The sequence below is a fragment of the Bradyrhizobium sp. 18BD genome, from assembly GCF_054185225.1.
On sequence record NZ_JAVAYL010000008.1, the window covers coordinates 226,836 to 252,210 of the forward strand.

The 25,375-nt window shown below is 61.7% G+C and carries 24 protein-coding genes and 1 pseudogene; 8 read left to right on the forward strand and 17 right to left on the reverse strand.

The window, feature by feature from the left end; genetic code table 11:
• Nucleotides 1–66 precede the first annotated feature (66 nt).
• From groES to RAD16_RS17040, 6 genes are all read right to left on the reverse strand, one after another.
• A complete protein-coding gene (gene groES, locus RAD16_RS17015) occupies nt 67–354 on the reverse strand; it encodes a co-chaperone GroES (protein WP_458159043.1) in 288 nt (95 codons plus the stop codon).
• 194 nt (nt 355–548) lie between these two features.
• Nucleotides 549–896, reverse strand: a complete 348-nt coding sequence (locus RAD16_RS17020) for a DUF3088 domain-containing protein (RefSeq protein ID WP_458159138.1) — start codon at nt 894–896, stop codon at nt 549–551.
• A 42-nt stretch (nt 897–938) separates the two neighbouring features.
• Entirely contained in the window at nt 939–1,997 is a 1,059-nt protein-coding gene (locus RAD16_RS17025) for an LLM class flavin-dependent oxidoreductase (protein WP_458159044.1), read from the reverse strand.
• Nucleotides 1,998–2,035: 38 nt separating this feature from the next.
• The gene (locus tag RAD16_RS17030) at nt 2,036–3,259 is read right to left on the reverse strand and encodes an acyl-CoA dehydrogenase family protein (protein ID WP_458159045.1); all 1,224 of its coding nucleotides are present in this window, start codon (nt 3,257–3,259) and stop codon (nt 2,036–2,038) included.
• A gap of 66 nt (nt 3,260–3,325) precedes the next feature.
• Nucleotides 3,326–3,646 (reverse strand): 4Fe-4S binding protein, encoded by a 321-nt coding sequence (locus RAD16_RS17035; protein WP_458159046.1) that lies wholly within the window; start codon nt 3,644–3,646, stop codon nt 3,326–3,328.
• Entirely contained in the window at nt 3,643–5,271 is a 1,629-nt protein-coding gene (locus tag RAD16_RS17040) for an FAD-dependent oxidoreductase (RefSeq protein ID WP_458159047.1), read from the reverse strand. The genes RAD16_RS17035 and RAD16_RS17040 overlap by 4 nt, the downstream gene beginning before the upstream one ends.
• Nucleotides 5,272–5,903: 632 nt before the next feature.
• Here RAD16_RS17040 and RAD16_RS17045 point away from each other — a divergent pair.
• Nucleotides 5,904–6,308, forward strand: a complete 405-nt coding sequence (locus RAD16_RS17045; RefSeq protein ID WP_458159048.1) for a DOPA 4,5-dioxygenase family protein — start codon at nt 5,904–5,906, stop codon at nt 6,306–6,308.
• Between the two features lie 51 nt (nt 6,309–6,359).
• Here RAD16_RS17045 and RAD16_RS17050 read toward each other — a convergent pair whose 3' ends face one another.
• From RAD16_RS17050 to RAD16_RS17070, 5 genes are all read right to left on the reverse strand, one after another.
• Entirely contained in the window at nt 6,360–7,229 is an 870-nt protein-coding gene (locus RAD16_RS17050) for an ABC transporter permease (protein WP_458159049.1), read from the reverse strand.
• Complete coding sequence (locus RAD16_RS17055) at nt 7,222–8,082, reverse strand: ABC transporter ATP-binding protein (protein ID WP_458159050.1); 861 nt, start codon at nt 8,080–8,082, stop codon at nt 7,222–7,224. Before RAD16_RS17055 ends, RAD16_RS17050 begins: the two co-directional genes overlap by 8 nt.
• A complete protein-coding gene (locus RAD16_RS17060) occupies nt 8,079–9,143 on the reverse strand; it encodes an ABC transporter substrate-binding protein (RefSeq protein ID WP_458159051.1) in 1,065 nt (354 codons plus the stop codon). Before RAD16_RS17060 ends, RAD16_RS17055 begins: the two co-directional genes overlap by 4 nt.
• A 21-nt stretch (nt 9,144–9,164) precedes the next feature.
• Nucleotides 9,165–10,091 (reverse strand): TauD/TfdA dioxygenase family protein, encoded by a 927-nt coding sequence (locus RAD16_RS17065; protein ID WP_458159052.1) that lies wholly within the window; start codon nt 10,089–10,091, stop codon nt 9,165–9,167.
• Nucleotides 10,092–10,385: 294 nt separating this feature from the next.
• Complete coding sequence (locus RAD16_RS17070) at nt 10,386–11,786, reverse strand: FAD-dependent oxidoreductase (RefSeq protein WP_458159053.1); 1,401 nt, start codon at nt 11,784–11,786, stop codon at nt 10,386–10,388.
• Nucleotides 11,787–12,195: 409 nt separating this feature from the next.
• Between RAD16_RS17070 and RAD16_RS17075 the strand changes: the two genes are divergently transcribed.
• Nucleotides 12,196–13,008: a class I SAM-dependent methyltransferase gene (locus RAD16_RS17075; protein ID WP_458159054.1), complete on the forward strand. Its 813-nt coding sequence runs from the start codon at nt 12,196–12,198 to the stop codon at nt 13,006–13,008.
• 240 nt (nt 13,009–13,248) lie between these two features.
• On the opposite strand, the gene RAD16_RS17080 is transcribed toward RAD16_RS17075, so the two are convergent.
• The 3 genes and pseudogenes from RAD16_RS17080 to RAD16_RS17090 all read right to left on the reverse strand — a co-directional run bounded on the left by RAD16_RS17080 (nt 13,249) and on the right by RAD16_RS17090 (nt 16,308).
• Complete coding sequence (locus RAD16_RS17080; RefSeq protein WP_458159055.1) at nt 13,249–13,731, reverse strand: ABC transporter permease subunit; 483 nt, start codon at nt 13,729–13,731, stop codon at nt 13,249–13,251.
• 610 nt (nt 13,732–14,341) lie between these two features.
• Nucleotides 14,342–15,277 (reverse strand): annotated as a pseudogene (locus RAD16_RS17085) (ABC transporter permease subunit); the annotation flags it as partial.
• A gap of 5 nt (nt 15,278–15,282) precedes the next feature.
• Nucleotides 15,283–16,308: an amino acid ABC transporter substrate-binding protein gene (locus RAD16_RS17090; protein ID WP_458159056.1), complete on the reverse strand. Its 1,026-nt coding sequence runs from the start codon at nt 16,306–16,308 to the stop codon at nt 15,283–15,285.
• Nucleotides 16,309–16,719: 411 nt separating this feature from the next.
• Here RAD16_RS17090 and RAD16_RS17095 point away from each other — a divergent pair, with 411 nt between their 5' ends.
• From RAD16_RS17095 to RAD16_RS17115, 5 genes are all read left to right on the forward strand, one after another.
• Complete coding sequence (locus RAD16_RS17095; RefSeq protein WP_458159057.1) at nt 16,720–17,712, forward strand: PhnD/SsuA/transferrin family substrate-binding protein; 993 nt, start codon at nt 16,720–16,722, stop codon at nt 17,710–17,712.
• 7 nt (nt 17,713–17,719) lie between these two features.
• Nucleotides 17,720–18,583: an ABC transporter permease gene (locus tag RAD16_RS17100; RefSeq protein WP_458159058.1), complete on the forward strand. Its 864-nt coding sequence runs from the start codon at nt 17,720–17,722 to the stop codon at nt 18,581–18,583.
• Nucleotides 18,583–19,329: an ABC transporter ATP-binding protein gene (locus RAD16_RS17105; RefSeq protein ID WP_458159059.1), complete on the forward strand. Its 747-nt coding sequence runs from the start codon at nt 18,583–18,585 to the stop codon at nt 19,327–19,329. The genes RAD16_RS17100 and RAD16_RS17105 overlap by 1 nt, the downstream gene beginning before the upstream one ends.
• 22 nt (nt 19,330–19,351) lie before the next feature.
• Nucleotides 19,352–20,701 carry an LLM class flavin-dependent oxidoreductase gene (locus tag RAD16_RS17110; RefSeq protein WP_458159060.1) on the forward strand — a complete coding sequence of 450 codons (1,350 nt, stop codon included), beginning with the start codon at nt 19,352–19,354 and terminating at the stop codon, nt 20,699–20,701.
• A gap of 281 nt (nt 20,702–20,982) precedes the next feature.
• Complete coding sequence (locus RAD16_RS17115) at nt 20,983–21,501, forward strand: nuclear transport factor 2 family protein (RefSeq protein ID WP_458159061.1); 519 nt, start codon at nt 20,983–20,985, stop codon at nt 21,499–21,501.
• A 114-nt stretch (nt 21,502–21,615) separates the two neighbouring features.
• Here the strand turns inward: RAD16_RS17115 and RAD16_RS17120 are convergent, their stop codons facing one another.
• Both RAD16_RS17120 and RAD16_RS17125 read right to left on the reverse strand, forming a co-directional pair.
• Nucleotides 21,616–22,377 (reverse strand): SDR family oxidoreductase, encoded by a 762-nt coding sequence (locus RAD16_RS17120; protein WP_458159062.1) that lies wholly within the window; start codon nt 22,375–22,377, stop codon nt 21,616–21,618.
• A 119-nt stretch (nt 22,378–22,496) separates the two neighbouring features.
• A complete protein-coding gene (locus tag RAD16_RS17125; protein ID WP_458159063.1) occupies nt 22,497–23,726 on the reverse strand; it encodes an MFS transporter in 1,230 nt (409 codons plus the stop codon).
• A 147-nt stretch (nt 23,727–23,873) separates the two neighbouring features.
• On the opposite strand from RAD16_RS17125, the gene gcvA reads away from it, so the two are divergent.
• On the forward strand, nt 23,874–24,797 hold the full coding sequence (gcvA, locus tag RAD16_RS17130; RefSeq protein ID WP_458159064.1) for a transcriptional regulator GcvA: 924 nt from the start codon (nt 23,874–23,876) through the stop codon (nt 24,795–24,797).
• 53 nt (nt 24,798–24,850) lie between these two features.
• Here the strand turns inward: gcvA and RAD16_RS17135 are convergent, their stop codons facing one another.
• Complete coding sequence (locus RAD16_RS17135) at nt 24,851–25,300, reverse strand: GNAT family N-acetyltransferase (protein ID WP_458159065.1); 450 nt, start codon at nt 25,298–25,300, stop codon at nt 24,851–24,853.
• Nucleotides 25,301–25,375: the final 75 nt, after the last annotated feature.

Consider the following 25,375-nt stretch of genomic DNA (forward strand, 5'->3'; position numbering starts at 1 on the left):
CATGCGTGCCCCGCGCCGCGCCACGCGCGAGCTTCGACACGTCTGGATGATGAGTTTGGATGGAAGCTAGGCGATCACGCCCAGAATGTCGGATTCCTTGGCGATGAGCAGATCTTCGCCATTGATCTTCACTTCGGTCCCGGACCACTTTCCGAACAGGACACGGTCACCTTTCTTCACGTCGAGAGGAACGAGCTTTCCCGTCTCGTCGCGCGCGCCACTGCCAACCGCCACGACCTCCCCCTCTTGCGGCTTCTCCTTGGCCGTGTCGGGGATGATGATCCCTCCCTTCGTCTTGTTGCTCTCCTCGATACGGCGGATCACCACGCGGTCATGCAATGGTCGGAAACTCATCGGGATTCACCTCGAACATATTTACATTGCGGCTTTGCACCTACGACATCTATTCGCCCGCTTGGTCGAAGATGACAGCAAAACGGTATGGTCGAGGTCGCGTCGTGTCCATGGCAAATTGATCAGCGAAAATAGACGGATCCTGCAGATCGAACGCCGGGCGCAACAGTTTTCGATCAATGCGCATCTTCGGCTCAATGATGAATATGCGGAAATGCGTAGCGCTCGGCCAGATAGCGAAGAATTCGCTCGGAGGAATCGATGAAGCGCTGACCGTTGGCGACGCCGACATCTTCGGGCACGGGTTGCGTCTCGTTGAACACGAGAACCGGCAACGATTGGTGCTTCTCGCCAAGAATTTCAACGATCACATCCCGCGGTCGCGCGAACGGCAGGCGATAGACCTCGATCTGCGTAGCGAGCCCCGGGAAGGACGCAAGCAATCCTTCAATCGCATTGCAATGCGGGCAGACGAAGAACCGGCCGGGCTGTGCCGGATCTTCAAATCCCGGCTTTAACAGGAAGAGGCGATCTCCACTCATGGCCGTTGTCCTCAATTCCAATCTCGTGTCGTCATGCCGCGTTCACGCCGCCCTTGCCTGCAGCCGCCGGACGCGTGGAATGACGTGTTCGGCGAAACGCCGCGTGTTCTCGTCGACCGGCTGAAACTGAAGCATGAACAGCTCGATACCGATGGCGTTGAAGTCGAGAATGCGCCGGGCGACCGTATCGTAGCTCCCGACAAGGCGCGCCGAAGTCCCGCCGTTCGTTCCGACCCTCGCCTCCTTGGCCGCCGTCTTGAACATCTGCGCCTCGGGATCCGCGTTGCCGACCAGGCGAGCCCGGGTCGGCTTGTCTTGCTCGGAAATCGAGAACAGTTCTGCGAGCTCCTCTTGTGCTTCCGCATCGGTCTCACGCGCGATCACGAAGGCGGACATCCCGAAGCGGATCGGCGCACCCCGGCGTGGCCTTCGTGAGACATCCTGGATCAGCACGCGAATGTCGTCGAACGGCTGTCCGTTCATCAAGTAAACGTCGGCGGACTCCGCCGCGAGCGCCCGCGCAGCCTCGGACTCCCCACCAAGATAAACCGTCGGACGAGCGCGGAATCTATCGCCCGGACGAAGCTGGTAAGAATCAATATTGAAATGCCTGCCCCGGAAATCTACCCGCTTGCCTGACGTCAGCTCCCGCACGATCTCGATCCATTCGCGCCCGTAAGCATAGCGATCGTCGTGATCGGGGAAGCCGATGCCCGAGCGCTCCAGCTCTGGCTTGTACCAGGCATTGACGAGGTTGATGGCGAACCGACCTTCGCTGATGTCTTCGATCTGCAGCGCCATCTTTGCCAGGACCACCGGATGAACCAGCAGCGGCTTGATCGCCGAGATCAACTCGATTCTTTCTGTCAACGCGGCCAGCGCGGCAGCGCCCGTCCAGTTCTCCAGTAGGTCCTGATCATCGCCACTGGGATGGATGATGTGCTGCGCAAGCAGCGTTGAATCATACCCGAGCGCCTCGGCGTCGCGGATCTGCTGGCGCACGCGGCGCCACGATGCGTCCGGCGGGTCCTGAGGGTGATGCCGCGATGCCCAACTGCCGTGGGTCAGGGCCCACACGCCAAATCGCAAAGGGGATGCCATCGTTGCAGCTCTCCAGTCAGAGGCGCGCGCCCCCAGCGTCATGGTGTCCCGATGCGGTACTGTCCGGGCGGCGGCGTTCCGTTGACGGCAAAGTCCCCCACGATGCGATCGCGATAGACGCGCGGATTGTGCGTGGCGATCGTCCTGGCATTTCGCCAGTAGCGGTCGAGCGCAAGGTTCTTTGCCGTCGACGAGGCGCCGAGCGCATCGAAGATGATCGTCGTCGCCTCGAGAACCAGATCCGAAACGACGGTTACGGCCTGATCGAGCTCGATCTCAGCGATCGCGATTGCCGCGGCCACTCGATCTGGGTCGCGGGTGAGCTGCGCCTCGTGTGCGCGTTGCAACGACTCGGCGACCTTAAGAACGATGGCGCCCGCAGAATAGGCGTTACCGCGTACCCGGCCGACGACCTGAAGAATCTGCGGGTCAGTCGCAGCGCTGTTGGCATTGCCGTGACTGAAGACTCGTGTGCGCCTCTTGACCAACGCCGCCACGTCGTTGGCTGCCGCCCGAGCAATGCCGGCGAGCGTTGCAAGATGAACGAGTTGATAGAACGGATTGGAATATTTGAAACGCTCGTTGACAGGAATGACTTGATTGCCTTCAACCGGAACGTCGGAGAACAGTGACGTCCCGCTCGCGGTCAGCGCCTGGCCAAAACCGTCCCAATCGTCGAGAACCTCGACACCCGGTGCGTGACGGGACACGACCACGCCGACCGGATCGCCATTCTCATGCTGGGCGGCAACGTTGATCCAGTCTGCAAACAACGTTCCGGTGGTGTAGTATTTCTTGCCGTTCAGCACCAACTGGCCGTTCTTGCTTGACACGATCGTCGAGAAGGCCTGCAGCTTGGTGTCGCCGACCTCGCTGTGTCCGTTGCCGAAGAACGTCTTTTCGCCGATCCGGCGCAACCACAATTCGCGGCGCTTTGGATCGGGCGAATTGATCACGTCCTCGGTGAAGCCGAAATGCGAACGGACCGCGTTGGTGACGTTGGAATCGGCCTCCGACAGTTCGATCAGGAGGTTGAAGAGCTCGGGAAGATTGGCGCCGGCGCCGCCGAAATCTCTGGGCACGCGCACGGCGGTAAAGCCAGCATCCCGCAACGACCTGATCTCGTCGTAAGGCAGGCGCCGTTCCTGATCGCGTGCCACGGCCCCGTCTCTGATCGACTTGAACAGCGGCCGAAACGGCGCGGCGAGCGCCTCGTAGCGCCCGGTAGGTCCGCTGCCCCAGGCGAGTTCGATTTGCGACATGTTCATCCTTCTCACGCGCTCACGCGCCGGACTATCCCGGCGTCATCGAGCGATTGGCGTTATCCCTCAATGGCCGAACAGCCGGTAGCTGCGATCGGCCGACCTCAGGTGGCGGCTTTCGTCGACCCAGCCCACTGCGCGTCGATAGCTGCCCAAGAGAGCCGTTTCCTTCAACGCGGCCACGTCGACCTGCTGCGGCGTGTCGGCAAACGGCGAGACAAACAACGCATCCTCGGGGCAATAGAGTTCACAGAGGAAGCAGGTTTGACAGTCGCTCTGGCGCGCGATGCGAGGGATGCCATCTGTCTTGTCGAAGACGTTGGTCGGGCACACATTCACGCAGATATCGCAAGCCGTGCACCGTTCGGAATCGATGACCTCGATCATTCAGCAGCCTCCGAATATTGGGCAGACGTCAGCGGACGCGCCGACGTCCAGACGTCATCAAGCCCGCCCGTCGTGACAAGGTGGAGATAGCGATCGTCCTGCTCGGGATAATCATCGCGACGATGCATTCCCCGGCTCTCCTTGCGCGCCAACGCGCTGCGATACATCCAGCGCGCGGTCGCGAGCATGGCGGCTGCCTCTCTGGTTCGGAGCAAGTCCTGCTCGTCCGACGCGGCGGCATTCGACGCCTCTGACCACAGGCCATCCAGGCGCTGCAGCGAATCGCCGAGCCGACCGGCCTCGCGAAAATAGTTCAACTCGTAGGGAAACACCTCCTCCTGGACGCTCTGTGCGAGCCAGCCCGGCCGCAATGCCGGCCCGCGGCCCGAGCGCAGGCCAACGGTGCCGCGTCGAAATGCCTGGCGTCCATTGGTGGTGCCCAGTTGGCGCGCGAATTCCGCGGCACCCTGGCCGGCCCAATACCCCGACGACATCGCCCAGGCGGCATTATGGCTGCCGCCGCCGGTGAACCCGCCGCAGATCAGTTCTCGGGTCGCTGCATCGCCCGCCGCATAGAGGCCGGGAACGGTGGTTGCGCAACGGTCGTCGACGATCCGCAGACCTCCGGTACCGCGGACAGTGCCCTCGAGCCGCAGTGTGATCGGGAAGCGTTGGGTGAAGGGATCGATTCCGGTTCGATCGAACGGAAGGAAGAAGTTTGGCTGGGACACGCGCATCTGGCGCTGGGTCGCGGCATCCGCCTGATCCAGCTGCGCGTAAACGGCACCCTTGCGTAGCGCGCGCGCAATCACCGACCGACCGCCTTTCGATGACGCTCCCGGAATGACGCTGCCCTGCTCATCCGTAAAGCTCGCCCAGCTATAAAACAACGTCTTGGTCACCGATCCAAACGCCGGCGAGATCGCGTAGGCGTTCGAGAACTCCATGCTGGTGAATTCCGCGCCGGCTTCTGCTGCGAGGAGATAGCCGTCGCCGGTCAGCACGTTCGAACCGAGCGTCTTGCTGAGGAAGGCGCATCCACCAGTGGCGATCACCACGGCCTTGGCGTTGACGGCCCAGCGGTCGCCCTTCTGACGGCGCAGACCTGCGGCGCCTGCAACCACGCCGCTCCCGTCGACGAGCAGTTCGAGCGCCGGCGAATGATCGAGGATGGTGACGCCGACCTGCTTGGTCCGCTTGCGCATCAGCCGCATGTATTCCGGACCCTGCAGCGAATTTCGCTGCGCCTTGCCGTCATCATCAGTGGGATAAGGATAGCCCCAATCCGCAAGCTGGTTGCTCTGGACATAGGTCCGGTCCAGCACACGTGCCATCCAGCGTCGATCCTGGAGATGACCACCCAGCTTTTCCCGGCTGGCCATCGCGGCCTCACGGCGCTCGGGAACGGGGTCGACATACCACACGCCGGTGCCGGCCGCGGCGGTCGAGCCGGATGTGCCACAGAACCCTTTGTCCGCCAGCACGACGCGCGCACCGTGCTCCGCCGCACTTATCGCCGCCCAGGTACCGGCGGGGCCACCACCGAGCACCAGTACATCCGCATCGAAGACGATGGATCCTGCCGAGCTCGACAGTTTCTCGGCGCGGCTTGGTGGGTTCGTCATCGCTCGTCTCCGGATCTTTCTCCGCGCGCGGCGCTACATCCGCGGCGCACCAAAGATCGCGCGAGACGGCGCTTCTGGCAATTTCGGATATTGGGCGCGAGTTAGATGATGCTTTCCGTTGAACTCAGACCGAAAGAAGAATCTGCTCAGCAATCAGCATCCCGACTTTGCCACTGAGGAAAAACGGACCAGAGCAAAGTCTTGGCGTGAAAATGCAAGCACGACGACGTCCCGCGCGAAAAAGCAGCGCGGGATTTCAGCAACCACGCCATCCTTAGTTGGGCTTCAATATTGACTGGTGGGCCAGGATCGATACTCGATCAAGTCCCCTCGTGGAATTGTCGTGCATGGTCCAACAGGCAATCAAACCCAGGAGTCAGATCTCTGGTGTGTTCGAATACCCCATGCGAACATTGATGGACCGTCATCGAAAGGCATTGGCTGCGAGGCATGGTCAATCAGGGTAGCCCCCAAGGTCGCCGGAAGCCTTTTGAACGCCGCCCGATCGATCACTGCAACGACAGCCAGTGCGAGGCCAGTCGCAGAAGGCTGAACCCGATTGGATCCATTGCGATGCTATCCTGAACGCCGTAAATCGGTGATACCACCACGCGCACAGGAGTGGTTTGAACATGACGGTACAGCCGCTCGACTCGATTCGAAGCTACCACGCCCACATATATTTTGCCGGCCCCGAGCAGCGCCTCATTGCGGAAACGCTTCGGGAGAACATCGCCCAGCGCTTCCCCGTTCTGATCGGGCGCTGGCATGACCGTCTGGTCGGACCGCACACAAGGCCCATGTACCAGATAGCCTTTGCAGTGTCCGAGTTTCCTCGATTGGTGCCCTGGCTGATGATCAATCGGCAAGGGCTCGCCGTGCTGATTCATCCGGATACCGGCCAGCCGCGGTCCGATCACCTAATCCACCCGATGTGGCTGGGCGAGATCCTCGCAATCAATGCAGAGCCTCTGCCGGAGCAGGCCGAACCCGAGACAGGCATCGTTCCCAATACGGAGCCGACGATCACTCCCTAATTTGCCGACGCGGATTTCTTGGCAAGAACGTGTCTGATCCCATTTGAGGGTTCACGCCGCTACGGGCGCCTTCCAGCGCATCAGGCGGCGCTCCAGTGCCTCGAGGATCGCGTTGAAGGCAAGACCAATCGCGGTGATTCCGAGGATGCCGAAATACATCTGCGGGATCAGGAAACTGTACTGGCTGTTGATGATGAGATAGCCGAGCCCGGACTTCGCCCCCACCATCTCGGAAGCCACCAGCACCAGCATCGCGGAGGCGCTTGCGAGGCGGATGCCGACGAAGATCGTCGGCAGCGCAGCGGGCAGAATCACCTTTCGGAACAGCTGGCTCGGCGTCGCACCCATCGTCCGCGCCGATTTGACCAGCAGCGGATCGACCTGGCGAACGGCCGCGATCGTGTTGAGCAGCAGCGGCCAGGCACAACTATAGACCACCATGGTGACCTTCGAGAGTTCGCCGATCCCCAGCAACAGGATGAAGACCGGCAACAGCGCCAGCGGCGCTGTGTTGCGCGCAACCTCGATGATCTGGTTCAGGAAGTCACCGAGCCGAGCATACCATCCCGTAAGCAGACCGAGCGGCACCATCAGGACGACAGCAATCAGGAAGCCGCTGAGAGCGCGAAGCAGGCTGGCGGCAACGTCGTCGTAGAGTTCGCCCGTCTGGGCGAGCTGCCAGCCCGCGGCGATAACTTCAGAAAATGGCGGCAGGAATGTCACGTCAATCGACCCCAGCCGCGGTGCCGTCTCCCAGACGGCCAGGAACAGGAGCAACAGCAGGGATCGCTGACCGATGGCGCCGAACCTTCGCACGAGGCGGCGCGACACCGCCGCGAGCCCGCCAGCCCGTTGTGCGTCCCGGTCTCGCGGGCTTCCCTGTGCCAGCTCCAACAGCGTCAGGATCTCGAGATTAGACATGAGCCAGCTCCTTCGGCCTTGCGACGCGCTCGCCTTCGGGTCCAGACCCCCGCAAACCTTGAGCCTTCAACACCTCATCCCGCAGCAGGGACCACACCTTGTGCCTGACTTGTCCGAACTGCGGCAGCGAGCGGACATCCTCGGTTTCGCTGTGCAGTTCGCCGGGAATGTCGACGATTTGCTTGATGCGGCCGGGACGCGAGGTCATCACCGCCACGCGCTGACCAAGCACGACGGCTTCGTCGATGCCATGCGTGATGAACAGGATGGTCTTTCCGGTACTCCGCCAGATCCGCAGCAACTCTCCTTGCAGTGTCTCGCGAGTCTGTGCGTCGAGCGCTGCGAAAGGCTCGTCCATCAGCAGCACCTCGGGATCGTAGGCTAGGCTGCGGGCAATCGCGACGCGCTGTTTCATGCCGCCGGAGAGTTCGTGCGGGTAGCGGTCAGCAAAGCCGGACAGTCCGACCAGTTCGAGATAATGCAGCGCTCTTGCCCGCCGCTCCCTGGCTTTCAGGCCGGCGATGTCGAGCCCGAACTCGACATTCTGCGCGGCGGTGCGCCAGGGGAACAATGCGTATTGCTGGAACACGATGCCGCGGTCGCGCGCCGGCCCCTGGATGACCTTGCCGTCGAGCAGGATGCGTCCGCTGCTCGGCGTCGTCAGCCCACCGAGCAGATCCAGCAGGGTCGACTTGCCACAGCCGCTGGGGCCGACCAGCGTCAGGAATTCACCGGTCCGGACATCAAGCGTGATGTCGTCCAGCGCGGTGAACTGCTGCGCGGCTCCGCCATGCCTGCCGCGGGTCGGGAACTCCTTGCGGACATGCTCGAATCTGATCTTGGCCGTGGTCATTTGGCCTCCGCGGTCTTGCCGGGCCGGAAATAGTTGAACTCGTTAGTATAGAGGTTCGACGGCTTCAGTTGGTCTTGCTTCAGCAGCCCGTCCTTGACCAGCCAATCGACCCACACCTGGAGTTCGGCGTCGCCGATCACCCCGCCCTTGGTCGCAACGCCCGTGCTCTTCCAGTATTTGATAGGCGTTGCGTCCTCGTTCCGTTTGCGATCTGCGATGATGCGCTCGAAACGGGCGCGGACCTCCTCCGGCGGTGTTGTCTGGGCCCAGGCGATGGCGCGCGACACGCCCTCGATGAGCTTGCGCGAGGCGTTTGGATTGTCCTTGATGAACTTGTCACGCAGAACGTAAGCGCCGCCGGTGAACTTTCCGAAGATGTCGGTGTCCGCAAACAGTCTGCGGATGCCGCCGCGCTCGAGCGCCTTGTCGCGCAGCACGCCACTGAGCGTGGAAACCTCCACCTGCCCCTGGCGTAACACCTGTTCTCCGGTGACCGGCGGGATCGCGACCAGCGTCACCTGCTTCGCCTCGGCGGACGTCAGGCCGTTACGAGCCAGATACTCGCGTAGCACGAACTCGTGATGCGCCCCGAGCGTGTTGACAGCGACCTTCTTGCCGATCAGGTCCCGTGCGGTCCTGATCGGGCTGTCCTCTTTGACGTAGTAGCCATTGTAGGTGTTATCGTCGGAGCCGTAATAGCCGACCACCGCCTTGATCGGCGCTTTGGCCGCAATCAGCTTGATGATCGCGCCGTAAAACGCGCCACCAATGTCGATGTCACCGGTAACAACGGTCTGGATATCCTGCGGACCGCTGATGGTGTTGCCAATCCATTTCAGCTTGAGCGGCGCGAGATAGCCGAGATCATCGGCCAGCTCGACGAAGGTCACCTGTCCGGCCCAACCCTGGTAGCGGATTTCGGTCTTCTCAAGCTGTGGCTCGGCCAAGGCGCTGCCAGCGAGACCCGTCAACGCGACGATGGCGAGGGCAAGATGCCGGCCTTTCGCTCTTGCCCGAAGGCCGGCAACCAAGCGGCGTAGCGCGGAGATCGCTACTCTCATTTTCTTCACTCCTTTCCCGTTTCAGGCGGCCTTCGCCTGCGGCTTCGTCGACTTGATACGGATCACACTCGTGCGGCCGTCGACACTGACCGGAACCTCGCCGTCGATGGTGGCGCGGCGGACGACACGATGCTGGTCGCCGTAATCGTTGACCGCGTAATGCTGAGTTGCACGGTTGTCCCAGATCGCGACATCGCCTTGCCGCCAGCTCCACCGCACCGTGTTTTCGGGCGCAGTGATGTGTGACTGGAACAGGTCGAACAGCTTCTGGCTGTCGTATTTCGACAGGCCGACGAAGCGCTGGACGAAATTGCCGAGTACGAGCGTCCGTTCGCCGGTCTCGGGATGGACGCGAACGACGGGATGCTCGGTCTCGTAGATTGTGCCGGTGAAGACATCCTCGAAATGCTTTCGGTCCGCCTCGCTCGCGCGGGTCTTGACCGCGTAGTCGTAGGCATTGCTATGCACCGCCCAGAGCTCGTCAGCCAGCTTGCGCAGCGGCGCTGGCAGATCGAGATAGCTCGCGGCCGTGTTCGACCAGATCGTGTCGCCGCCGAACTCCGGGATCACCACCCCGCGCAGGACCGATATCTTGGGATAGGCGTCGACGAAGGTGACGTCGGTATGCCATTGGTCGGCGCGGCCACCGCCCCGTCCGGAATCGAGCTCGAGGATCGATGCCGTTCCCCTGGTGGCGCCGACCGTCGGATGCGGCACCAGCTTACCGAGCCGGACGGCGAAACGCTCCTGCTCAGCGTCGTCGAGATGGTTTTGGTCCCGCAGGAATATAACCTTGTGCTCGAGCAGCAACTGGTTGAGCGCAGTGATCGTCTGGTCCGGCAGGTCGCCGGAAAGCTTGACATTCCTGATCTCCGCGCCGATCCGTGCCGAGCGCTTGATGATGTCCGCGCGCGGAATGACGTTGTCGATGGTGATTGCGTCCGTCATGTCATCTTCCCCGCGATCCCATTTGGACAAGGCTCCGCCGTTCGCCGATCGCTGGAGCGATGGCGGAGTGAAAGCTGCGATGGTCGTGATCAATGCTCTTGCGGGATCACCGTCTGCTCTGGCGGCAATCGCGTCTGGCGGGATCTTTCCGTAGAGGCTGCATCAATGCAGCCTCGCGCTCAGTTGCAGGATGCTAACTCAACGACTTCGGAAATAGCTTCCAAAGTTGAGGGGACGCGGGAAATAGTTGAACGCCCCTTCATAACGCCTCCACCTGTTTATTTGCGCTCTCCGCTATTCAGCCGCGACGGTGTTTGGCGAGCGCCAGACTGCCGATGCATAGAGCGCGGGCTCGAAATCGTCGGCGATCGCTGCATTGATCCGTGCCTCGTGTGCCGGGAGGTCGTCCAGAAAGAGATCCCTGCTGATCCGCGAAACGACGCCCGGAATGTCGCGCTTGAAGCTCGGAACGTCCCCGATCGGCAAACCGAAGCTGACAAACGCCGATGGGTTGAAGACATGGATGTTACGGAGATAGGGCGCGCGTCCGGGTTCTTTCTCCAGGAATTCGTGCCCCAAGCCGAGATAGGGATGCGCCGCCAGACTTTCGTCCGTCTGGTCGGATGGCGGAGAGAAGCGGTCGCCCCACAACAGGATTTTGTCCGAGAAGGCAGCCAGTTCCGGCCGCCTGGCGAGATCGACCTGATAACCCGTCCCGACGATGACGAAATCGAGCGCGATATCGCCCTCGTTCGTCGCGGCGAGCAGCCGCCGCCCGAACGGTTTGGCCGATGTCCAGGAGGCCCCCAGGTGGAGATTGAAGTTCGGGAACTTCACCGCGCGCGCGACCGCGTCAGGCGGCGGCGTCGAGCCGGCGCGACGGAAGCGGATAGCCTGATGCCAACGGATGGCATCCGGCAGCGCTCCATAATTGTCGTAAGCGCCCGGATAACCGCGCGTCCGGATCACCGGCTCCGAAGCAAGCTTGTCGCGGCGCGCGAAGAGATGCACTTCCCTCGCCCCGGCTTCCAGCGCCACCGCAGCGGCGTCGAACGCGGAGGCAGCGCTTCCGATCACAGCGACTGACTTGTCATGCAACTTGGCAAAATCAATCGCCTCGAGCGTATGCGCATACAGCTCCTTCGGTAGATTTTGCGAGATCACTTCGGGAATGAACGGACCACCATTGCTCGGGAAACCGCTGGCGAGAATCACCTTGCGGGCCGTTTCCGTTGCAATCTTGCCGACGATGTCGAGATGAAGCCGCAAATGGCCATCCACAGGCTCAATGCGGATCAGCCGCGTTCGGTAACGGACCTCGATACCAAGCGTCTTGCGGTACCAGTCGAGATAGGCCGCCCAGTCGAGCCGCGGGATGCGATCGATCGCATCGTAGGCCGCTCTACCGTGGCGGGATTCGTACCAAGCCTGGAAGCTAAAGCCCGGCACACCGAGTTCGGGTCCCGACAGTCCCTTCGGAGTGCGCAGCTTGTTCATGCGCGCGCTCGTCAACCAGGGGCCGGACGAGGTCGCGTCGTCGGCCGCGTCGATCACGGTGACTTTCCCGATTCCCCCTCGGCGCAGTGCAAAGGCGAACGCACTACCGGATTGCCCACCACCGACAATGGCGACGTTGTGATCGACGCCCTCGTGATCCGGCACCCAATTCTGCGGGTCGGGCCCGATCAGGCGCAACGCCTCGTGAGCAGCGTGATCGACATCGGATTGAGACATGTTGCACCTGGAGTTTGGAGTGTCGGATGCCGTCAAATCGTAAAAGCGATCGACATTACGTCAATGAAATGGAATGGGCTTTGTTTGACCAAGCGTGCAACGAAATCGTCATGGCGTCGTTGCACGTTGAAAGATTTGCATCGGTGACGCGGCTCGACTTGTCCACGCAGCGTCACGAACCGACCCGAGGCGATGCAGACAACGAACGACTCCACGCTCAGCTTCCTCTACGTCCGGCGCGCAGCCGTTGAATTCATGCTCGCGTCGCCTCCGACAACGCAAATACATTTCATCGACATTCCCGACAGTGACGGCATAGAATCCAACCAATTGGTCCGCACTCGTTGTCTTTTGAATTCCTGGAGCAAACATGCCGGTGTCTGGCGTCATCAGCCTCGAACGAGATACTCCCGAGCTTGCGCAGGTTTACGAGCAAGCCGGCATCCTTCAGTTTCACCATGGGAAGTTCTTGATCGGGCCACTCGCCGTGAAAGCCGGGGATCACGTCCTCGATATCGGCGCCGGCACCGGCCGGCTCACCCAATTCGTCGCGGGTCTCACCGGCATACACGGTCGCGTGACAGGCATCGATCCTCTGGAGAACCGAATTGCCATCGCGCTACTGCGCCAGACCGCGAATTTGACGTTCAACGTCGGCCGCGCCGAGGACCTATCGCACTTTGGAGACGCAGAGTTCGACGTGGTCTACCTCAACTCTGTCTTCCACTGGATCGCGGACAAGTCTCGGGCACTGCAGGAAATTCGCCGCGTCCTCAAGCCCGGTGGCCGGCTCGGCCTGAACATCCAGGATCCATCCAAGCCGCACGAATCACGCACCCTGATGCGCCAAGCGATCGAACAGGCCGGATTTGCCGAAAGGAGCGGAGAGGCGCACCGTGTGCTGGGAGCAACGGACGACCAGTTGAGAGCACACTTCGTCGCGGCCGGTTTCGTCGACTATCGAAGTGAGCTGCGCTCGCTGGTTGACTTCCACGACAGCGTCGGTACGGTCCTCGGCTGGTCCGAAGCCAGCGCATTCGGCAACTTCCTCGACGGATTTTCCGCGCAGGAACGGGATGCGATCCGGCAGGCCTTTGCCACGCTGGTCGAACCAAAACGCGCCCCAGAGGGCCTTCGGCTCGAGCGATACCTGCGCTTCGCTTTCGCACGAAAGCCAGCATGACTTCGATAACGCAGCGCGCGTCCTCCTCTGTAAAAGACGCCCGACGCGAATACAGGACTAGGCCCGCGACGTATCGCCGCCAGTGACGTGAGCCTGTTTGCAACTGTGCGACCGCACCGTTTACCCCGAGGCTCGTTGGCCGACGGCGTAAGAGTCGATTGTCGAAGACCCGAACCGGGGAATTTTTGACAGCTCCAGCACGATCCAACCAAACTGATCGTTGCTGGCGGTCGCCGATGTTCAATGACGTCGCTCACGTGATCCGCTTCCGCGCTCGAGACGAGCAGCATAACGTGACATCGCATAGCAGGCGGCGAAGTAGATCGCCGCCAGGACGAGATAGGCCTCAGTGGAAAACAATCTCCATTCGGGATCAGCAAGGGCTGCCTTGGTCGCGGCAAATGCGTCGAGCAGCCCAATTACCAGAACCAGCGACGTGTCCTTGAAGCCGCCGATGAAGGTATTGACCAGTGGTGCCGAGCAGAGCCGGAACACTTGCGGCCAGATCACCAATTGCTGCGTCCGCCAATAGCCGAGGCCGAGGGCGCGTGCGGCATCCAGCTCGCCGGTGGGGATCGCCTGGATGCCGCCGCGAAAGACCTCCGCCAGGTAGGCCGACAGCAACAGCGTGAGCGCCAGCAGGCACCGCGCGAGCTTTCCACCCGGCGCGTCCCAGGGCACAAGCAGCGGCAGGATAACGGCAACTGCGAACAGCAGGCTCACCAGGGGGCAGGCTGCGCAGCATCTCGATCACTGCAACCGCAGAACTTCTCAAGCCTGCCTGGTCCGAAGTTCGCGCCAGGGCGAGTAGCATGCCAAGCGGCACCGCAAGGGTGAAAGACAGCACAGCCAGGCCGATGGTGAGGGGCACACCACCCCAATCCAGTGGGCTGACAGTCCGAAGACCGAAGATGCCACCACCCATGATCACGATCGCAGCGACGGTACCGATGGACCAGCCCAGCGCAATCCGCCGCCAATGGCGTCCTGCGTCCAACAGACTCCATGTGATCAGTCCCGAAAAGATCATCGTCGCAGCGAGGGGGCGGACGATCTCGCTCGCCGGATAGGCGCCGAACATCATCAGGCGTCCCTTCTCCGCGAGTAGCGCCCAGCACGCACCACGAGTCGCGCGGCAATCGGCAGATGTCCCCGCCCACACCGCATCAATCGTGCCCCAACGCAGCAAAGGCCAGCTCAAGGCCAACACCGTCGCGAGCAGCAGCGCGTCGAGCCAGGTGGCATGCTGCGATGTCGTCGCCGTGCGCCCGCTATCCGCGCTCGCAGCCATGCCGCGCCTGGTCGAGACTTCATTGTAGCGTTCGACCAGTGCGCCGAGCGACAGGTTGAGAACAAGAAACACGCCGAGGATGATTGCAGTCCCTTCAATCGCACGGCCGGTCTGGTTGATCACCGTATTGGTCACCGACACAAAGTCGGGATAGCCGATGGCCACGGCCAGCGTGCTGTTCTTCGCAAGGATCAGCAATTGGGAGGCTGCGGCCGGTACCGCCAATCTTCTGGCCTGAGGCAGCACGACAAGCCAGAGGCCCTTCAGCCGACCGAGTCCCAACGCGCGCGCCGCTTCCCCCTGCCCGATCGGCACTGCCTCGATGCCGGCCCGCACGACCTCCGCAAGCGAAGCCCCATGGAACAGCGCCAAGCCACCGATCAGCGCCAGAAGCTCCGGTGACAACGTCCACCCACCGACGAAATTAAACCCGCGCAGCACCGGCCAATCGAGAAACGGCGCATGAAGCGATGCGGCCGGAAGGGCGAGACCTCGACTGCTGAGAAAGACGCTGGGAAGCAACTCCACCGCGTCGCGCGGCGCCGGCAGGTAGCGGATCAGCAAGCCATACCACAGGAACAGCTGCAGGATCACCGGCGTGTTTCGCAGCGGCTGAACATAGATCCCGGCCAACCGCACGATTCGCGCGCTGGGACTTGCTCGCAGCAGGCCCACGACGATGCCGATAGCCAAGGCGAGAGGGCTTGCGACCAGCACCACAAGCAGGGTGTTGGCCAGCCCTGCCGCCAAGGTGACGACAATCGGATCGGAAGGCGTCACCGCGAACAGCGCTTCCGAGATCTGGAAGCTCGCCGGCCGCCACAGGAAATCGAAACCGGTCGCGATTCCTCGCACCGCCAGCGCGGCGGACAGGACCATCCAGCCTGCCGCCACGCCGATCACGACCGAGACTGCGACGATTGCGCGCCCGGCGAGGCCCCTTCGGCGCCAGCCTCGCGTCGTCAGCGCCGTCAACATGTTTCCTATTGGAACGGCGGCGAGTAGAGCAGGCCCCCGTCGCGCCACAGCGCGTTCTGGCCGCGGGTAAGACGCAGGGCGGTCTTGGGACCGAGATTGCGCTCGAAGATTTCGCCGTAGTTGCCGACGGCCGCGATCACACGGCCACCCCAGACATCGTCCAGCCCGAAGCTTTTGCCGATCCCGGGCGTCACGCCCAGCAAGCGTTGGATCGCCGGGTTCTCGGACTTCTTCTGTGTCTCGAGATTTGCACTGGTGACACCAAGCTCCTCCGCTTCGATCAGCAGATTGAGCGTCCAGCGGGCGATGGCGAACCAATTGGCGTCATCGGCGCGCACCGCCGGCGACAGCGGGGACTTGGTGATGCGTTCCGGCAAGATCACGAAATCGTCGGGCGACGAGGCCCGCGCCGCGCGGCTCGCCGACAGGGTCGAGGCATCCGACAGATAGACGTCGCAGCGTCCGGCGTAGAAGGCGCCCTCCAGCTCCGGCAGGCTTTCGATGATCACAGATTTGAAGGTCAGCTTGTTGGCGTGGAAATAGTCGACCAGATTCTGCTCATTGACCGTCCCCGGTTGAACGCAAACGGTCGCGCCGTTCAGCTCAGTCGATCTAGTGACGCCGAGCTTCCTCGGCACCATGAAGGCCTGGCCGTCGTAGAAGATCGTGCCGACGAACAGAATCCCGAGCGAGGCATCGCGGCCGGACGTCCAGGTGGTATTGCGCGACAGCACGTCGACCTCGCCGGATTGCAGGACGGTGAAGCGCTGCTGTGAGCTCAAGGGAACGAACCGCACCTTTGATGCGTCACCCAAGACGGCCGCAGCCAATGCCCGGCAGTAGTCGACGTCGAGCCCACTCCAGCGCCCCTGTCCATCCGGCAGCGACAGGCCGGCTGATCCCTGGGAGACACCACAGGTTAACTCGCCACGCGCCCTAATTCTATCAACGGTCGGGCCCGCCGCAGCTTCGGAAGCAATCGCAGCAGAAGCCAGAATCATTGCAGCCGCAACAATGCTCTTCAATGTCATCTTGGAATCCGGATTATGAGACAAGCGTGGAACTTGATCGGTTTCTACGATGGAGAAGCAAGAGAGTGCTTTTAAAAAGCGAGGTTAACGCAGGAGGAAATTCTGCATCGTGAATGGTGGACGCAAGCTTCATCCATGCCGGGTGTGCACTCGATCCGAAAGACACTCGCTGCGCAGCTCTTCAACAGCATCTCTCGTTCCACACAATCAACGTTCTCCAGTTGGCACCACCAACGAGAAGACTCTTCGCTTACCGCGCTCACAATGGAAACAGCATTCGTTTGACTAACAAAACGATTTCTCGCCAGTATTGGTTGGCTGTGCCCTTTTCCGAGAGACCAGAGCGGCCATCATCCGGAACGAGGAGCGAGCGTGTCGAACGTGCCATCACCTGCAAGACGATCCACGCTGATGCGTCGTAGGCTATCGAGTTGGTTCATCCTGCTATCCGTTACCGTGATGGCCTCGGGAACAGCCGCAGGACAGACACAGAAGGCGCCTTCAGGCACAAAGCTCGTCGTCGCCGATCAGAACGAGGGACTTCAAACGCTGATGCGCGCCTCCGGCGCCGCGGAGAAGCTTTCGAGCACGATTACCTATGCCAACTTTCTTGGCGGTCCCGCCATTCTCGAAGCCTTCCGGGCCGGCGCGCTCGACCTCGCAACCGTCGGCAACACCCCGCCGATCCAGGCCCACGCCGCCGGAGAGCAGATCCCGATCGTCGCAGCCCGGACGTCGTCGGAAGCCGACTATTTCTTCGCGGTACGGCCGGGCTTGAAGATCGACACACTGGAGCAATTGCGCGGCAAGAGCATCGCATATGGCGAAGGCACCGGACGCCAGCCGTTCGTCCTCAACGCGTTGAAGCTCGCCGGCTTGACGCGGAAGGATGTCCGCCTCGTCCCCCTGCGCGCCGCCGACTTCCCCGATGCGATCCGTTCCGGCCAAGTCGACGTCGCCTCGCTGAACGAGCCGCACTTCTCCCGCTATCTCTCTGATTTTGCCGACCGTGGCGCCAGCGCGATTCCCAAGGCGCAGAACGACCGGCTGCCAAGGAGCCTGACCTACCTCTATGCCAGCAAGAAGGCGTTGGACGACCCCGCCAAAGCGGCGGCGATCCGCGAGTTCGTCGTCGCATGGATCGAGGCCAATCGCTGGTCGAACAAGAACGTCGATGCTTGGGTCGAGGCCTATTATGTCAAGCGGCAAAACCTGAAACCGGCTGACGGGCGCAAGATCGTCGAGGCGGATGGCGTCTACGATTTCCCGTCACTGACGAGCCTCATTCCCAGGCAGCAAGCCCTGATCGACGTGATCGTTGAGGCCGGGGACCTGCCGAAGCGGCTCGACGCGCGGGAGGAGTTCGACCTGCGGTTCGACGATGTCATTAGCAAGACGAACTGAATCGACCATGACGGATCGAGCCGATGATCTGAGCCTACCTGTCTACGTTTCGGGAGCGCCGCGAAGGAAGCGCTCGTCCAACGCTCAGAGCGGCCGCCTGCCCAGGCTCGCGCCGGCTCGGTTGCCGAATGCCGCCATCCTGTTGGGCCCCGTCGTGCTGGTCGTCGTCTGGGAGTTCGCATCAACAGTCGGCTGGATCTCGCCAAAGTTCCTGGCGGCGCCGTCGACCGCCCTGCTCACCGGCTTCAAGCTATTGGCCTCCGGCACGCTCGTTGACCACTTCCTCGCCTCGGCCAGACGAGCCTATCTCGGGCTTGGCATCGGCGTCGCAATCGGTGTCTTGCTGGCACTCGCCGCCGGCCTCAGCCGCATCGGCGAGGCGTCGATCGACGGCCTGGTCCAGGTCAAGCGCGCCATTCCGACCCTGGCGCTGATCCCGTTGGCGATCTTGTGGCTCGGCATTGGCGAAACGATGAAGATCGCGTTGATTGCGTCGAGCGTGCTGATCCCAGTCTACATCAACACGCATGCGGCGCTCAGAGGAATGGACGTGCGTTACGTCGAGCTGGCGCGCAGTGTGAGACTGTCGCGGAGCGCGTTCGTTCGCGAGATCGCGCTTCCCGGCGCACTCCCGGGATTTTTCACCGGGCTCAGGCTCGCCGTGACCACCTGCTGGGCCGCCTTGGTGGTGCTCGAGCAGATCAACACCACCGAGGGCATCGGCTATCTCATGAACCGCGCCCGGGATTACGGCCAGACCGATATCATCGTCGTCGGCCTCGTGATTTACGCCGCGCTCGGCCTGGGCTCCGATTTCGTCGTCCGGCTCTGGGAGCGCAAGGCCCTCTCCTACCGCAAGGCGCTGGCCTGATGAGCGCCTCGATCCACGCTCTCGCGCCCCCGCAAACAAGCTCCGCTCCGGCCGTCCGCCTGGCTGGCGTAACACGCCGCTTCGGCGATCGGATTGTCCTCGACGCCGTGTCGCTCGATCTTGCGCGTGGCGAGTTCGTGGCCTTGATCGGTAGAAGCGGCTCGGGCAAGAGCACCTTGTTGCGCGCCATCGCCGGCCTTGACGACGACATCGATGGTGAAGGCACAATCTCTGTTCCCGACGATCGCTCGGTCCTTTTCCAGGACTCGCGGCTGCTGCCATGGAAAACCGTCCTCCAGAACGTCGTCTTCGGCTTCCGCACGGCGGATGCCGACAAGCGTGGGCGCAAGGCTCTGGCTGACGTCGGGCTCGCCGGGCGCGAAGGCGACTGGCCGAATGCGCTCTCGGGAGGCGAGCAGCAGCGCGTGGCGCTGGCGCGTTCGCTGGTCCGCAGTCCGCAACTGTTGCTCGCCGACGAGCCGTTCGGCGCGCTGGATGCCCTGACGCGGCTCAGGATGCACGACCTGCTGTTCCAGTTGATCCGGCAACAGCGGCCGACCGTGCTGCTCGTGACCCACGACGTCGACGAGGCGATCAAGCTCGCCGATCGTATTCTCGTCATGGAGAACGGGCGGATCACCATCGACCTGCCCATTACCCTCCCTCATCCGCGCGCGCGGGATCACCGTTTCGATGATTTGCGCAACGGGCTTCTCGCCGCCCTCGGCGTTGCCGGCACCGTCTAATCACTCCGACAGGACCAAATCAATGGCTCGCGAACTGCATCTCAATCTCTTCATTCATGGCCGCGGACACCATGAGGCGGCCTGGCGCCACAAGGACTCCGCCCGGCGAGCCCCCACTGATCTCGCCCATTACCGTGACCTCGCACTGGCGGCCGAAGCGGCAAAGCTGGACTCGATCTTCTTTGCCGACCATGTCGCGCTTGGACAAGACCTCGGGCATGCCGCCCGCGGCGAGCTCGAGCCGCTGACACTACTTGGCGCTCTCGCCGCGCTCACGCAGCGGATCGGGCTGATCGCAACGGCGTCGACGACCTACAGCGAGCCCTACAACCTCGCCCGCCAGTTCGCCTCGCTCGACCATCTCAGCGGCGGACGCATCGGCTGGAACATCGTCACATCCTGGGCGCCGGCAGCAGCCGCGAATTTCGGACAGCAGCGCCAAGCCGGCATCGACCGGCGCTACGAGCGCGCCCATGAGTTTGTCGAGGTCGTCTCAAAACTGTGGGACAGCTGGGCAAAGGACGCCATCCTCGACGATCGCGCAGCCGGCATCTACGCTCAGGCCGACCGCATCAGGCGCATCGACCATCGCGGCAAGCATTTTTCCGTCGCAGGCGCCCTCAACGTCCCGCGCTCGCCACAGGGACGGCCGGTCTTCGTTCAGGCCGGCGCCTCCACGGATGGCCGCGCCTTCGCCGCGCGCTATGCTGAAGCGATCTTCACCGCTCATCTGCAAAAAGAAAGCGCCATCGACTTCTATTCCGACATCAAGACGCAGGCCCGCAGGCTGGGGCGACGGCCGGACCAGATCGTCATCCTGCCGGGCATCAGCGCCGCGATCGGATCGACCGAGGCTGAGGCCACGCGGGTGTGGGAGGAGCTGAACGAGCTCGCCCATCCCAGCGTCGGTCTGTCCCGCTTGTCGAACCGGTTCGGCGGCCATGACTTTTCGCATCTGAAGCTTGATCAGGTGCTCTCTGTCGACGATTTCCCGGATCCATCGCGGGTGGAGGCCTCGCGCAGCCGCGCCCAGCTGATCACGGCTTACGTCGCCCGCGAGCGACCGACGCTGCGCCGCCTGCTGCACAGCCTCGCCGGCGCGCGCGGACACTTTACGGCGACGGGAACGCCAGAGCAGATCGCCGATGTGATCGAGGACTGGTTCGTGTCTGGCGCAGCCGATGGTTTCAACGTCATGCCGCCGATCTTGCCAGCACAGTTCACCATCTTCACGGACGAAGTCGTCCCGCTGCTGCGCAAGCGGGGCTTGTTCCGGAGCGAGTATCACGACGGCACCCTGCGCGAACGGCTAGGCCTTGATCCGGTCCCGAGCCAATTCGACGGTCAGGCGCAACACCAGCGCTCGGCGTAAACTGCCGCCGACACAAAATGCGAAAACAACCCCATGCACAGTAGCCGACGCTTGTCAGATCAATGACTTGCACGAAGAAGGATTTCGCGCGCGACGATGCATCGGGCAAAGCCGTTTGACACGTCGGGCAAAACACCGGCAAGATAACATGATCCGGGCATAGCTAATCGCAACCAGAAGCCCGCCAAATTCGTCGTAAGCGGTTCCATATCGCGGCGGTAAAACGGACCAAGTGAACTTCGCCTCAGTGCATCTGTAACCAGCTCTCAAGAGTAGTCTGGATGCCAACGAAACCCGACGACGACCTGCTCCTCTGGCATGCTCTCCACCGTCTTGGGGTGAGATATTGGCACGACGTCGACTTCAACGATGGGCGCACGGCCCATGACTTCTTCACGCCAGACGGCGTGAAGGTCGTCGGGCATAACCGGTTCGAAGGGCGTGAGGAGATCCGGGCATTTTACGAGTGGCGAGCCAGCCAAATCGGCGAGAAGGCAGTGGATCGCCTGGCGATCAGCGGCGTGAAGGCCGTTCGTCATCTTGTCACCAATCTGCACGTCGCATCGAGCAGCGAACACGCCGCGACCGTTCTGGGCATCATCGTCTTCTATGGCGGCCTGACTTATCCGTCCACGCGGCAGTCAAATCCTCCAATGATGGTGGCGGATCTGATCAATGAGTGCGTGTTGAACGAAGACAACGTCTGGCGGTTCAAATCACACACGCTCCAGCCCGTATTCATGAGTGCCGCTGCGCCTCCGTCCATGGAGATCGACCCGATCTTTCTGAAGGATACCTGAACTCACCGAAAGACGATCACAGCACCGCATCAGGGCGTCACGGAGGCCGTCGTCCAGGTGGGGCAATCTCAAACAAACTGGTTTGAATCGTCGACGATGTTGCCGCCCTGTTGCTCACTTACCGCCGGTGACGTCGAGGAACGTGCCCGTGACGAAGGAAGCCTCGGCGCTTGCGAGCCAAAGGATCGCCCGTGCGACCTCTTCGGGTTGACCGCCTCTGCCCATCGGAATCGAGTCCTTGACGCGGTCGACCCGCCCCGGCTCTCCACCGCTTGCGTGCATGTCCGTGTAGATGTGCCCAGGTCGAATGCAGTTGACGCGTATTCCGTCCCGGGCGACTTCCTTGGCGAAGCCGATCGTGAAGGTCTCGAGCGCACCTTTTGACGCTGCATAGTCAACGTATTCTCTTGGACTGCCGAGCCGGGCCGATGCCGAGGAGACGTTGACGACGACACCGCCCCGCCCGTTATAGCGATAGGACATCCGTTTCAGCGCTTGCTGTGAACAGAGAATCGGCCCGATCGAATTGACAGCGAAGATACGCTGCATCCGCTCGAAACCGAGCTCCTCCAGCCGGGACTGCCGCGCCAGCATCGCCGCGTTGTTCACCAATACGTCGATCCGGCCGAACTCCTGGTCGATCGCGGCAAACAATTGAGCGACTTGCTCAGGATCTGCACTATCGGCGCGCACGGTCAAAGCCCTGCGTCCTGCTGCTTCGACCTCAATTGCCACCGCGAGGGCGGCAGGTTCGTTTGCGATGTAACTGATCGCGACGTTGTAACCTTGCGCGGCTGCAAGACGCGCAGTCGCCGCGCCGACGCCACGACTTCCGCCCGTGATCAGAATGAGCGGCGCTTGCGAGATGGTATTCATGTAACGAACCTGCGGTTTGACGATGGAAACTCATTTACCGAACATTGGCTTCTGGCAAAGACTAGTAAGCAACAGCGAGCCACCCACGACGCGGGCAAAGGCGAGCCGCGTCATTCCTTTCATCCGGGCGGATGCGACTTGGTACCGACTTCGACCTCGCTCAGGTGCCTCGAGAGTGCGATCATGAACGGGCAGATCGCCATCGCCGTCATCGCGGTCGCGACCGTTGCCGTCGCGGGTCCGAACCCGTCGCCTAACAAACCATAGAGAACAGGGGCTCCGGCGCCCGCGCCGATGGTGCCGGTATAGAACAAGGCAAATGCACGCTCGGTGCGATGCGGCGAGGTCAGTTCGGGAACGGTGCCATACAGGACCGACGATGTGCCGTTGAGCATCACCCCCAACGCCGGCAGAAGCACAATGGCCGGGACAAGCGGCAGAAACAAGACGCCGAGAATTAGAAAAGCAGTAGCAATCTCGGTGAAGAGAACGGTCTGCCGTGTGCCGACCCTGTCGCCGAGCCAGCCGCAAGCGTACTTACCAGCAGCCCCGCCGATGAAGACAAGCGCCAGAGCAAGACCTCTGGTAGGAAGCGTTGCTCCTTTCTCAATCAGCAGAAACGGCAGGAAAGTGAGGAATCCCATTCTGACGGCGCTATCGAGCATTCCAATCGCGAGCAGCCAATAAAACCCACCCCGACCTTGACCCGCTTGGCTGGACTCTTCCTTCGAGCCTGCTTCATGTCGCTTGCCGACGGCCGGCATCCATACAGCCATTGCGATGCATACTGCGATGCCGGCGGCAGCAAGAGCGAATACGGCGTGTCGCCAGGCAGTGCTGACGAGCAGCACGGACAAGAGCGCCGGGATTGCCGCTTTTCCGAGATCGCCTGTAAAATTGTAAACACCAAGGGGCCCGCGCGCACGGCCCCCGTATGCACGTGAGATTGCTGCGGAGGCCAGCGGGTGTTGGGTGCTCGAACCTGCGCCTGCCAACGCCAGCGCGGAGCTCAACCCAATGATGCCGCCGGAGCTACCTGCAAGAGCGTAGCCCAACGCCGAGAGTGCCGTGCCACAGCAGAGAATAAATTTGGGGTCGATCCGTTCCGCCAGATGCCCTGACGGGATCTGTAGAAAGGCCATGACGCCGGAATACAGACCCCGAAAGATCGCGAGTACGCTGTAGCTGAGCGCGAATTCAGTCTGCCAGATCGGCAGCAGCACGTAGATCGCGTCGGTGAAGCCGTCGTGCAGGGCGTGATTGAGGCCAGTTAGTGCAAGCGTTCGCGCGGCATATGTCCGATTTTCAAGAGCTGCCGAAGGGGGAGCGAGAGTCTCATGATAGGTCATCGATCATCCGAAGCGCACTGAACGATTGCAGAAAATCTAAAGCTTGGTGGAGCTTGGCTTACGAAGCATCGTCAATGTCACAGTGAACCGGGCTTGCGATTGACACAAATCAGTAATATTTTGACTACAGGTTAGAATTTCTATCTTATGACCAATTTTGTCCCCCGACGTAGTCTGCCGCCGCTGAATGCGGTCCGCGCGTTCGAAGCTGCCGCCCGTCTCGGCAGTCTGAAGGAAGCGGCTGCCGAGCTCAGCGTGACCCATGGCGCCGTCAGTCAACAGATCCGTCTCCTGGAAGACTGGTTGGGCGCACCGGCGCTTTTTCGGCGCTCGGTCCGTCGGGTCGTGCTGACGCCTGCCGGCGCGGCGCTGCTGGCTGAATTCGGACCAGCGCTCGATCGCATTTCGGCCGCCGTGCAGCAGCATCGAACCAGACGACATGACACGCCATACATTGCACTGCATGTGAACGCACTCGCGACCTTCAGTCTGCGCTGGCTGTTGCCCCGCATGGGCGCGTTTCGTAAGGAGCATCCCGACATCGAGGTGCGTTTGAGTACATCGAACGAGACGATCGACGAACTGGCGGAGTCATTCGACGTCGTGATCAGGGGTGGACCAGATACCTTTCCAGGCTACACCTCTCGCTACCTCTTCGGTGAGAGGCGGCTACCGGTATGCAGTCCGGCCATCCTAGATCAGGCTCCTCTGGCCGGCGTCCGTGATCTGTCGCGCCATACGTTACTTCACACCACTTCGATGCCCCGATTGTGGCGCGATTGGTTGGCCGAAGCCGGAGAGCCCGCCCTTCGCCCCGAAGCGTCTTTAAGCTTCGATCATTTCTACCTGACGATACAGGCGGCGATCGATGGGCTCGGAGTGGCGATGGGCCCAACCGCGCTGGTCGCTGACGACCTGGCAGCAGGGCGATTGACAACGCCATTTCCGGACATCAGCCTCCCGGCGCGAAGTTACTTCGCCTATCTGCCGGAAGCGCGGCGGACCGATCCACATATCGCAGTGTTCTGCGATTGGCTCGAGCAGCAGGGGCGCGATCTCACCAGCAACTAGGCCCCGAAACCCACAGGGGACGCGAGCCTTTTTCTCACCCAAAACACCGCCCATCAAGAGCGGCGTATTTCAAAGTAGGTTTTTGCTCCACGATGAAAGCCAGCGCCCTCATAGAAGCGCAGCGTCGTCTCCTGCTTCGAGCCTGTCGCTAAATGAACCTTGTAGCAGTCGGCTCGCACGGCAATATCGAGCGCGTGAGCGAGAACCCGTCGGCCAAGTCCCAACTTACGATAGTCAGCGTGAGTGACCACATTTTCAATCACCCCATATGATCTACCGCCCCGAGAAAGGTTGGGCACGATAGCGAGAGTGCATGAAGATACAAGCAATTCTGCTGTTTGGGCCACGATCACAGTCATGAAGTCGGATACAAGCAAAGTCCTCCAAACGTGTTCGACTTTGGCCGTCTCCAATTGAGGCTCATGCGGATGAAGGTGTCGGTAGAGGCTCAACACCTGTGGCAGATCGTCTTGCGTGGCAGATCTGATAATGGCTTCGTTCATTCAGTAAAATCCGGGGAAGCCGAAGACTTTAAGGGGGTATTGATCGGCCGGCCAGTGTTTGCTGTAAAAGTTGAT

Excerpts from the sequence above, each read along its gene's own strand:
- groES (WP_458159043.1), bottom strand. The coding sequence starts at position 354 with ATGAGTTTCCGACCATTGCATGACCGCGTGGTGATCCGCCGTATCGAG.
- RAD16_RS17020 (WP_458159138.1), bottom strand. The coding sequence starts at position 896 with ATGAGTGGAGATCGCCTCTTCCTGTTAAAGCCGGGATTTGAAGATCCG.
- RAD16_RS17025 (WP_458159044.1), bottom strand. The coding sequence starts at position 1,997 with ATGGCATCCCCTTTGCGATTTGGCGTGTGGGCCCTGACCCACGGCAGT.
- RAD16_RS17030 (WP_458159045.1), bottom strand. The coding sequence starts at position 3,259 with ATGTCGCAAATCGAACTCGCCTGGGGCAGCGGACCTACCGGGCGCTAC.
- RAD16_RS17035 (WP_458159046.1), bottom strand. The coding sequence starts at position 3,646 with ATGATCGAGGTCATCGATTCCGAACGGTGCACGGCTTGCGATATCTGC.
- RAD16_RS17040 (WP_458159047.1), bottom strand. The coding sequence starts at position 5,271 with ATGACGAACCCACCAAGCCGCGCCGAGAAACTGTCGAGCTCGGCAGGA.
- RAD16_RS17045 (WP_458159048.1), top strand. The coding sequence starts at position 5,904 with ATGACGGTACAGCCGCTCGACTCGATTCGAAGCTACCACGCCCACATA.
- RAD16_RS17050 (WP_458159049.1), bottom strand. The coding sequence starts at position 7,229 with ATGTCTAATCTCGAGATCCTGACGCTGTTGGAGCTGGCACAGGGAAGC.
- RAD16_RS17055 (WP_458159050.1), bottom strand. The coding sequence starts at position 8,082 with ATGACCACGGCCAAGATCAGATTCGAGCATGTCCGCAAGGAGTTCCCG.
- RAD16_RS17060 (WP_458159051.1), bottom strand. The coding sequence starts at position 9,143 with ATGAGAGTAGCGATCTCCGCGCTACGCCGCTTGGTTGCCGGCCTTCGG.
- RAD16_RS17065 (WP_458159052.1), bottom strand. The coding sequence starts at position 10,091 with ATGACGGACGCAATCACCATCGACAACGTCATTCCGCGCGCGGACATC.
- RAD16_RS17075 (WP_458159054.1), top strand. The coding sequence starts at position 12,196 with ATGCCGGTGTCTGGCGTCATCAGCCTCGAACGAGATACTCCCGAGCTT.
- RAD16_RS17090 (WP_458159056.1), bottom strand. The coding sequence starts at position 16,308 with ATGACATTGAAGAGCATTGTTGCGGCTGCAATGATTCTGGCTTCTGCT.
- RAD16_RS17095 (WP_458159057.1), top strand. The coding sequence starts at position 16,720 with ATGCGTCGTAGGCTATCGAGTTGGTTCATCCTGCTATCCGTTACCGTG.
- RAD16_RS17100 (WP_458159058.1), top strand. The coding sequence starts at position 17,720 with ATGACGGATCGAGCCGATGATCTGAGCCTACCTGTCTACGTTTCGGGA.
- RAD16_RS17105 (WP_458159059.1), top strand. The coding sequence starts at position 18,583 with ATGAGCGCCTCGATCCACGCTCTCGCGCCCCCGCAAACAAGCTCCGCT.
- RAD16_RS17110 (WP_458159060.1), top strand. The coding sequence starts at position 19,352 with ATGGCTCGCGAACTGCATCTCAATCTCTTCATTCATGGCCGCGGACAC.
- RAD16_RS17115 (WP_458159061.1), top strand. The coding sequence starts at position 20,983 with ATGCCAACGAAACCCGACGACGACCTGCTCCTCTGGCATGCTCTCCAC.
- RAD16_RS17120 (WP_458159062.1), bottom strand. The coding sequence starts at position 22,377 with ATGAATACCATCTCGCAAGCGCCGCTCATTCTGATCACGGGCGGAAGT.
- RAD16_RS17125 (WP_458159063.1), bottom strand. The coding sequence starts at position 23,726 with ATGACCTATCATGAGACTCTCGCTCCCCCTTCGGCAGCTCTTGAAAAT.
- gcvA (WP_458159064.1), top strand. The coding sequence starts at position 23,874 with ATGACCAATTTTGTCCCCCGACGTAGTCTGCCGCCGCTGAATGCGGTC.
- RAD16_RS17135 (WP_458159065.1), bottom strand. The coding sequence starts at position 25,300 with ATGAACGAAGCCATTATCAGATCTGCCACGCAAGACGATCTGCCACAG.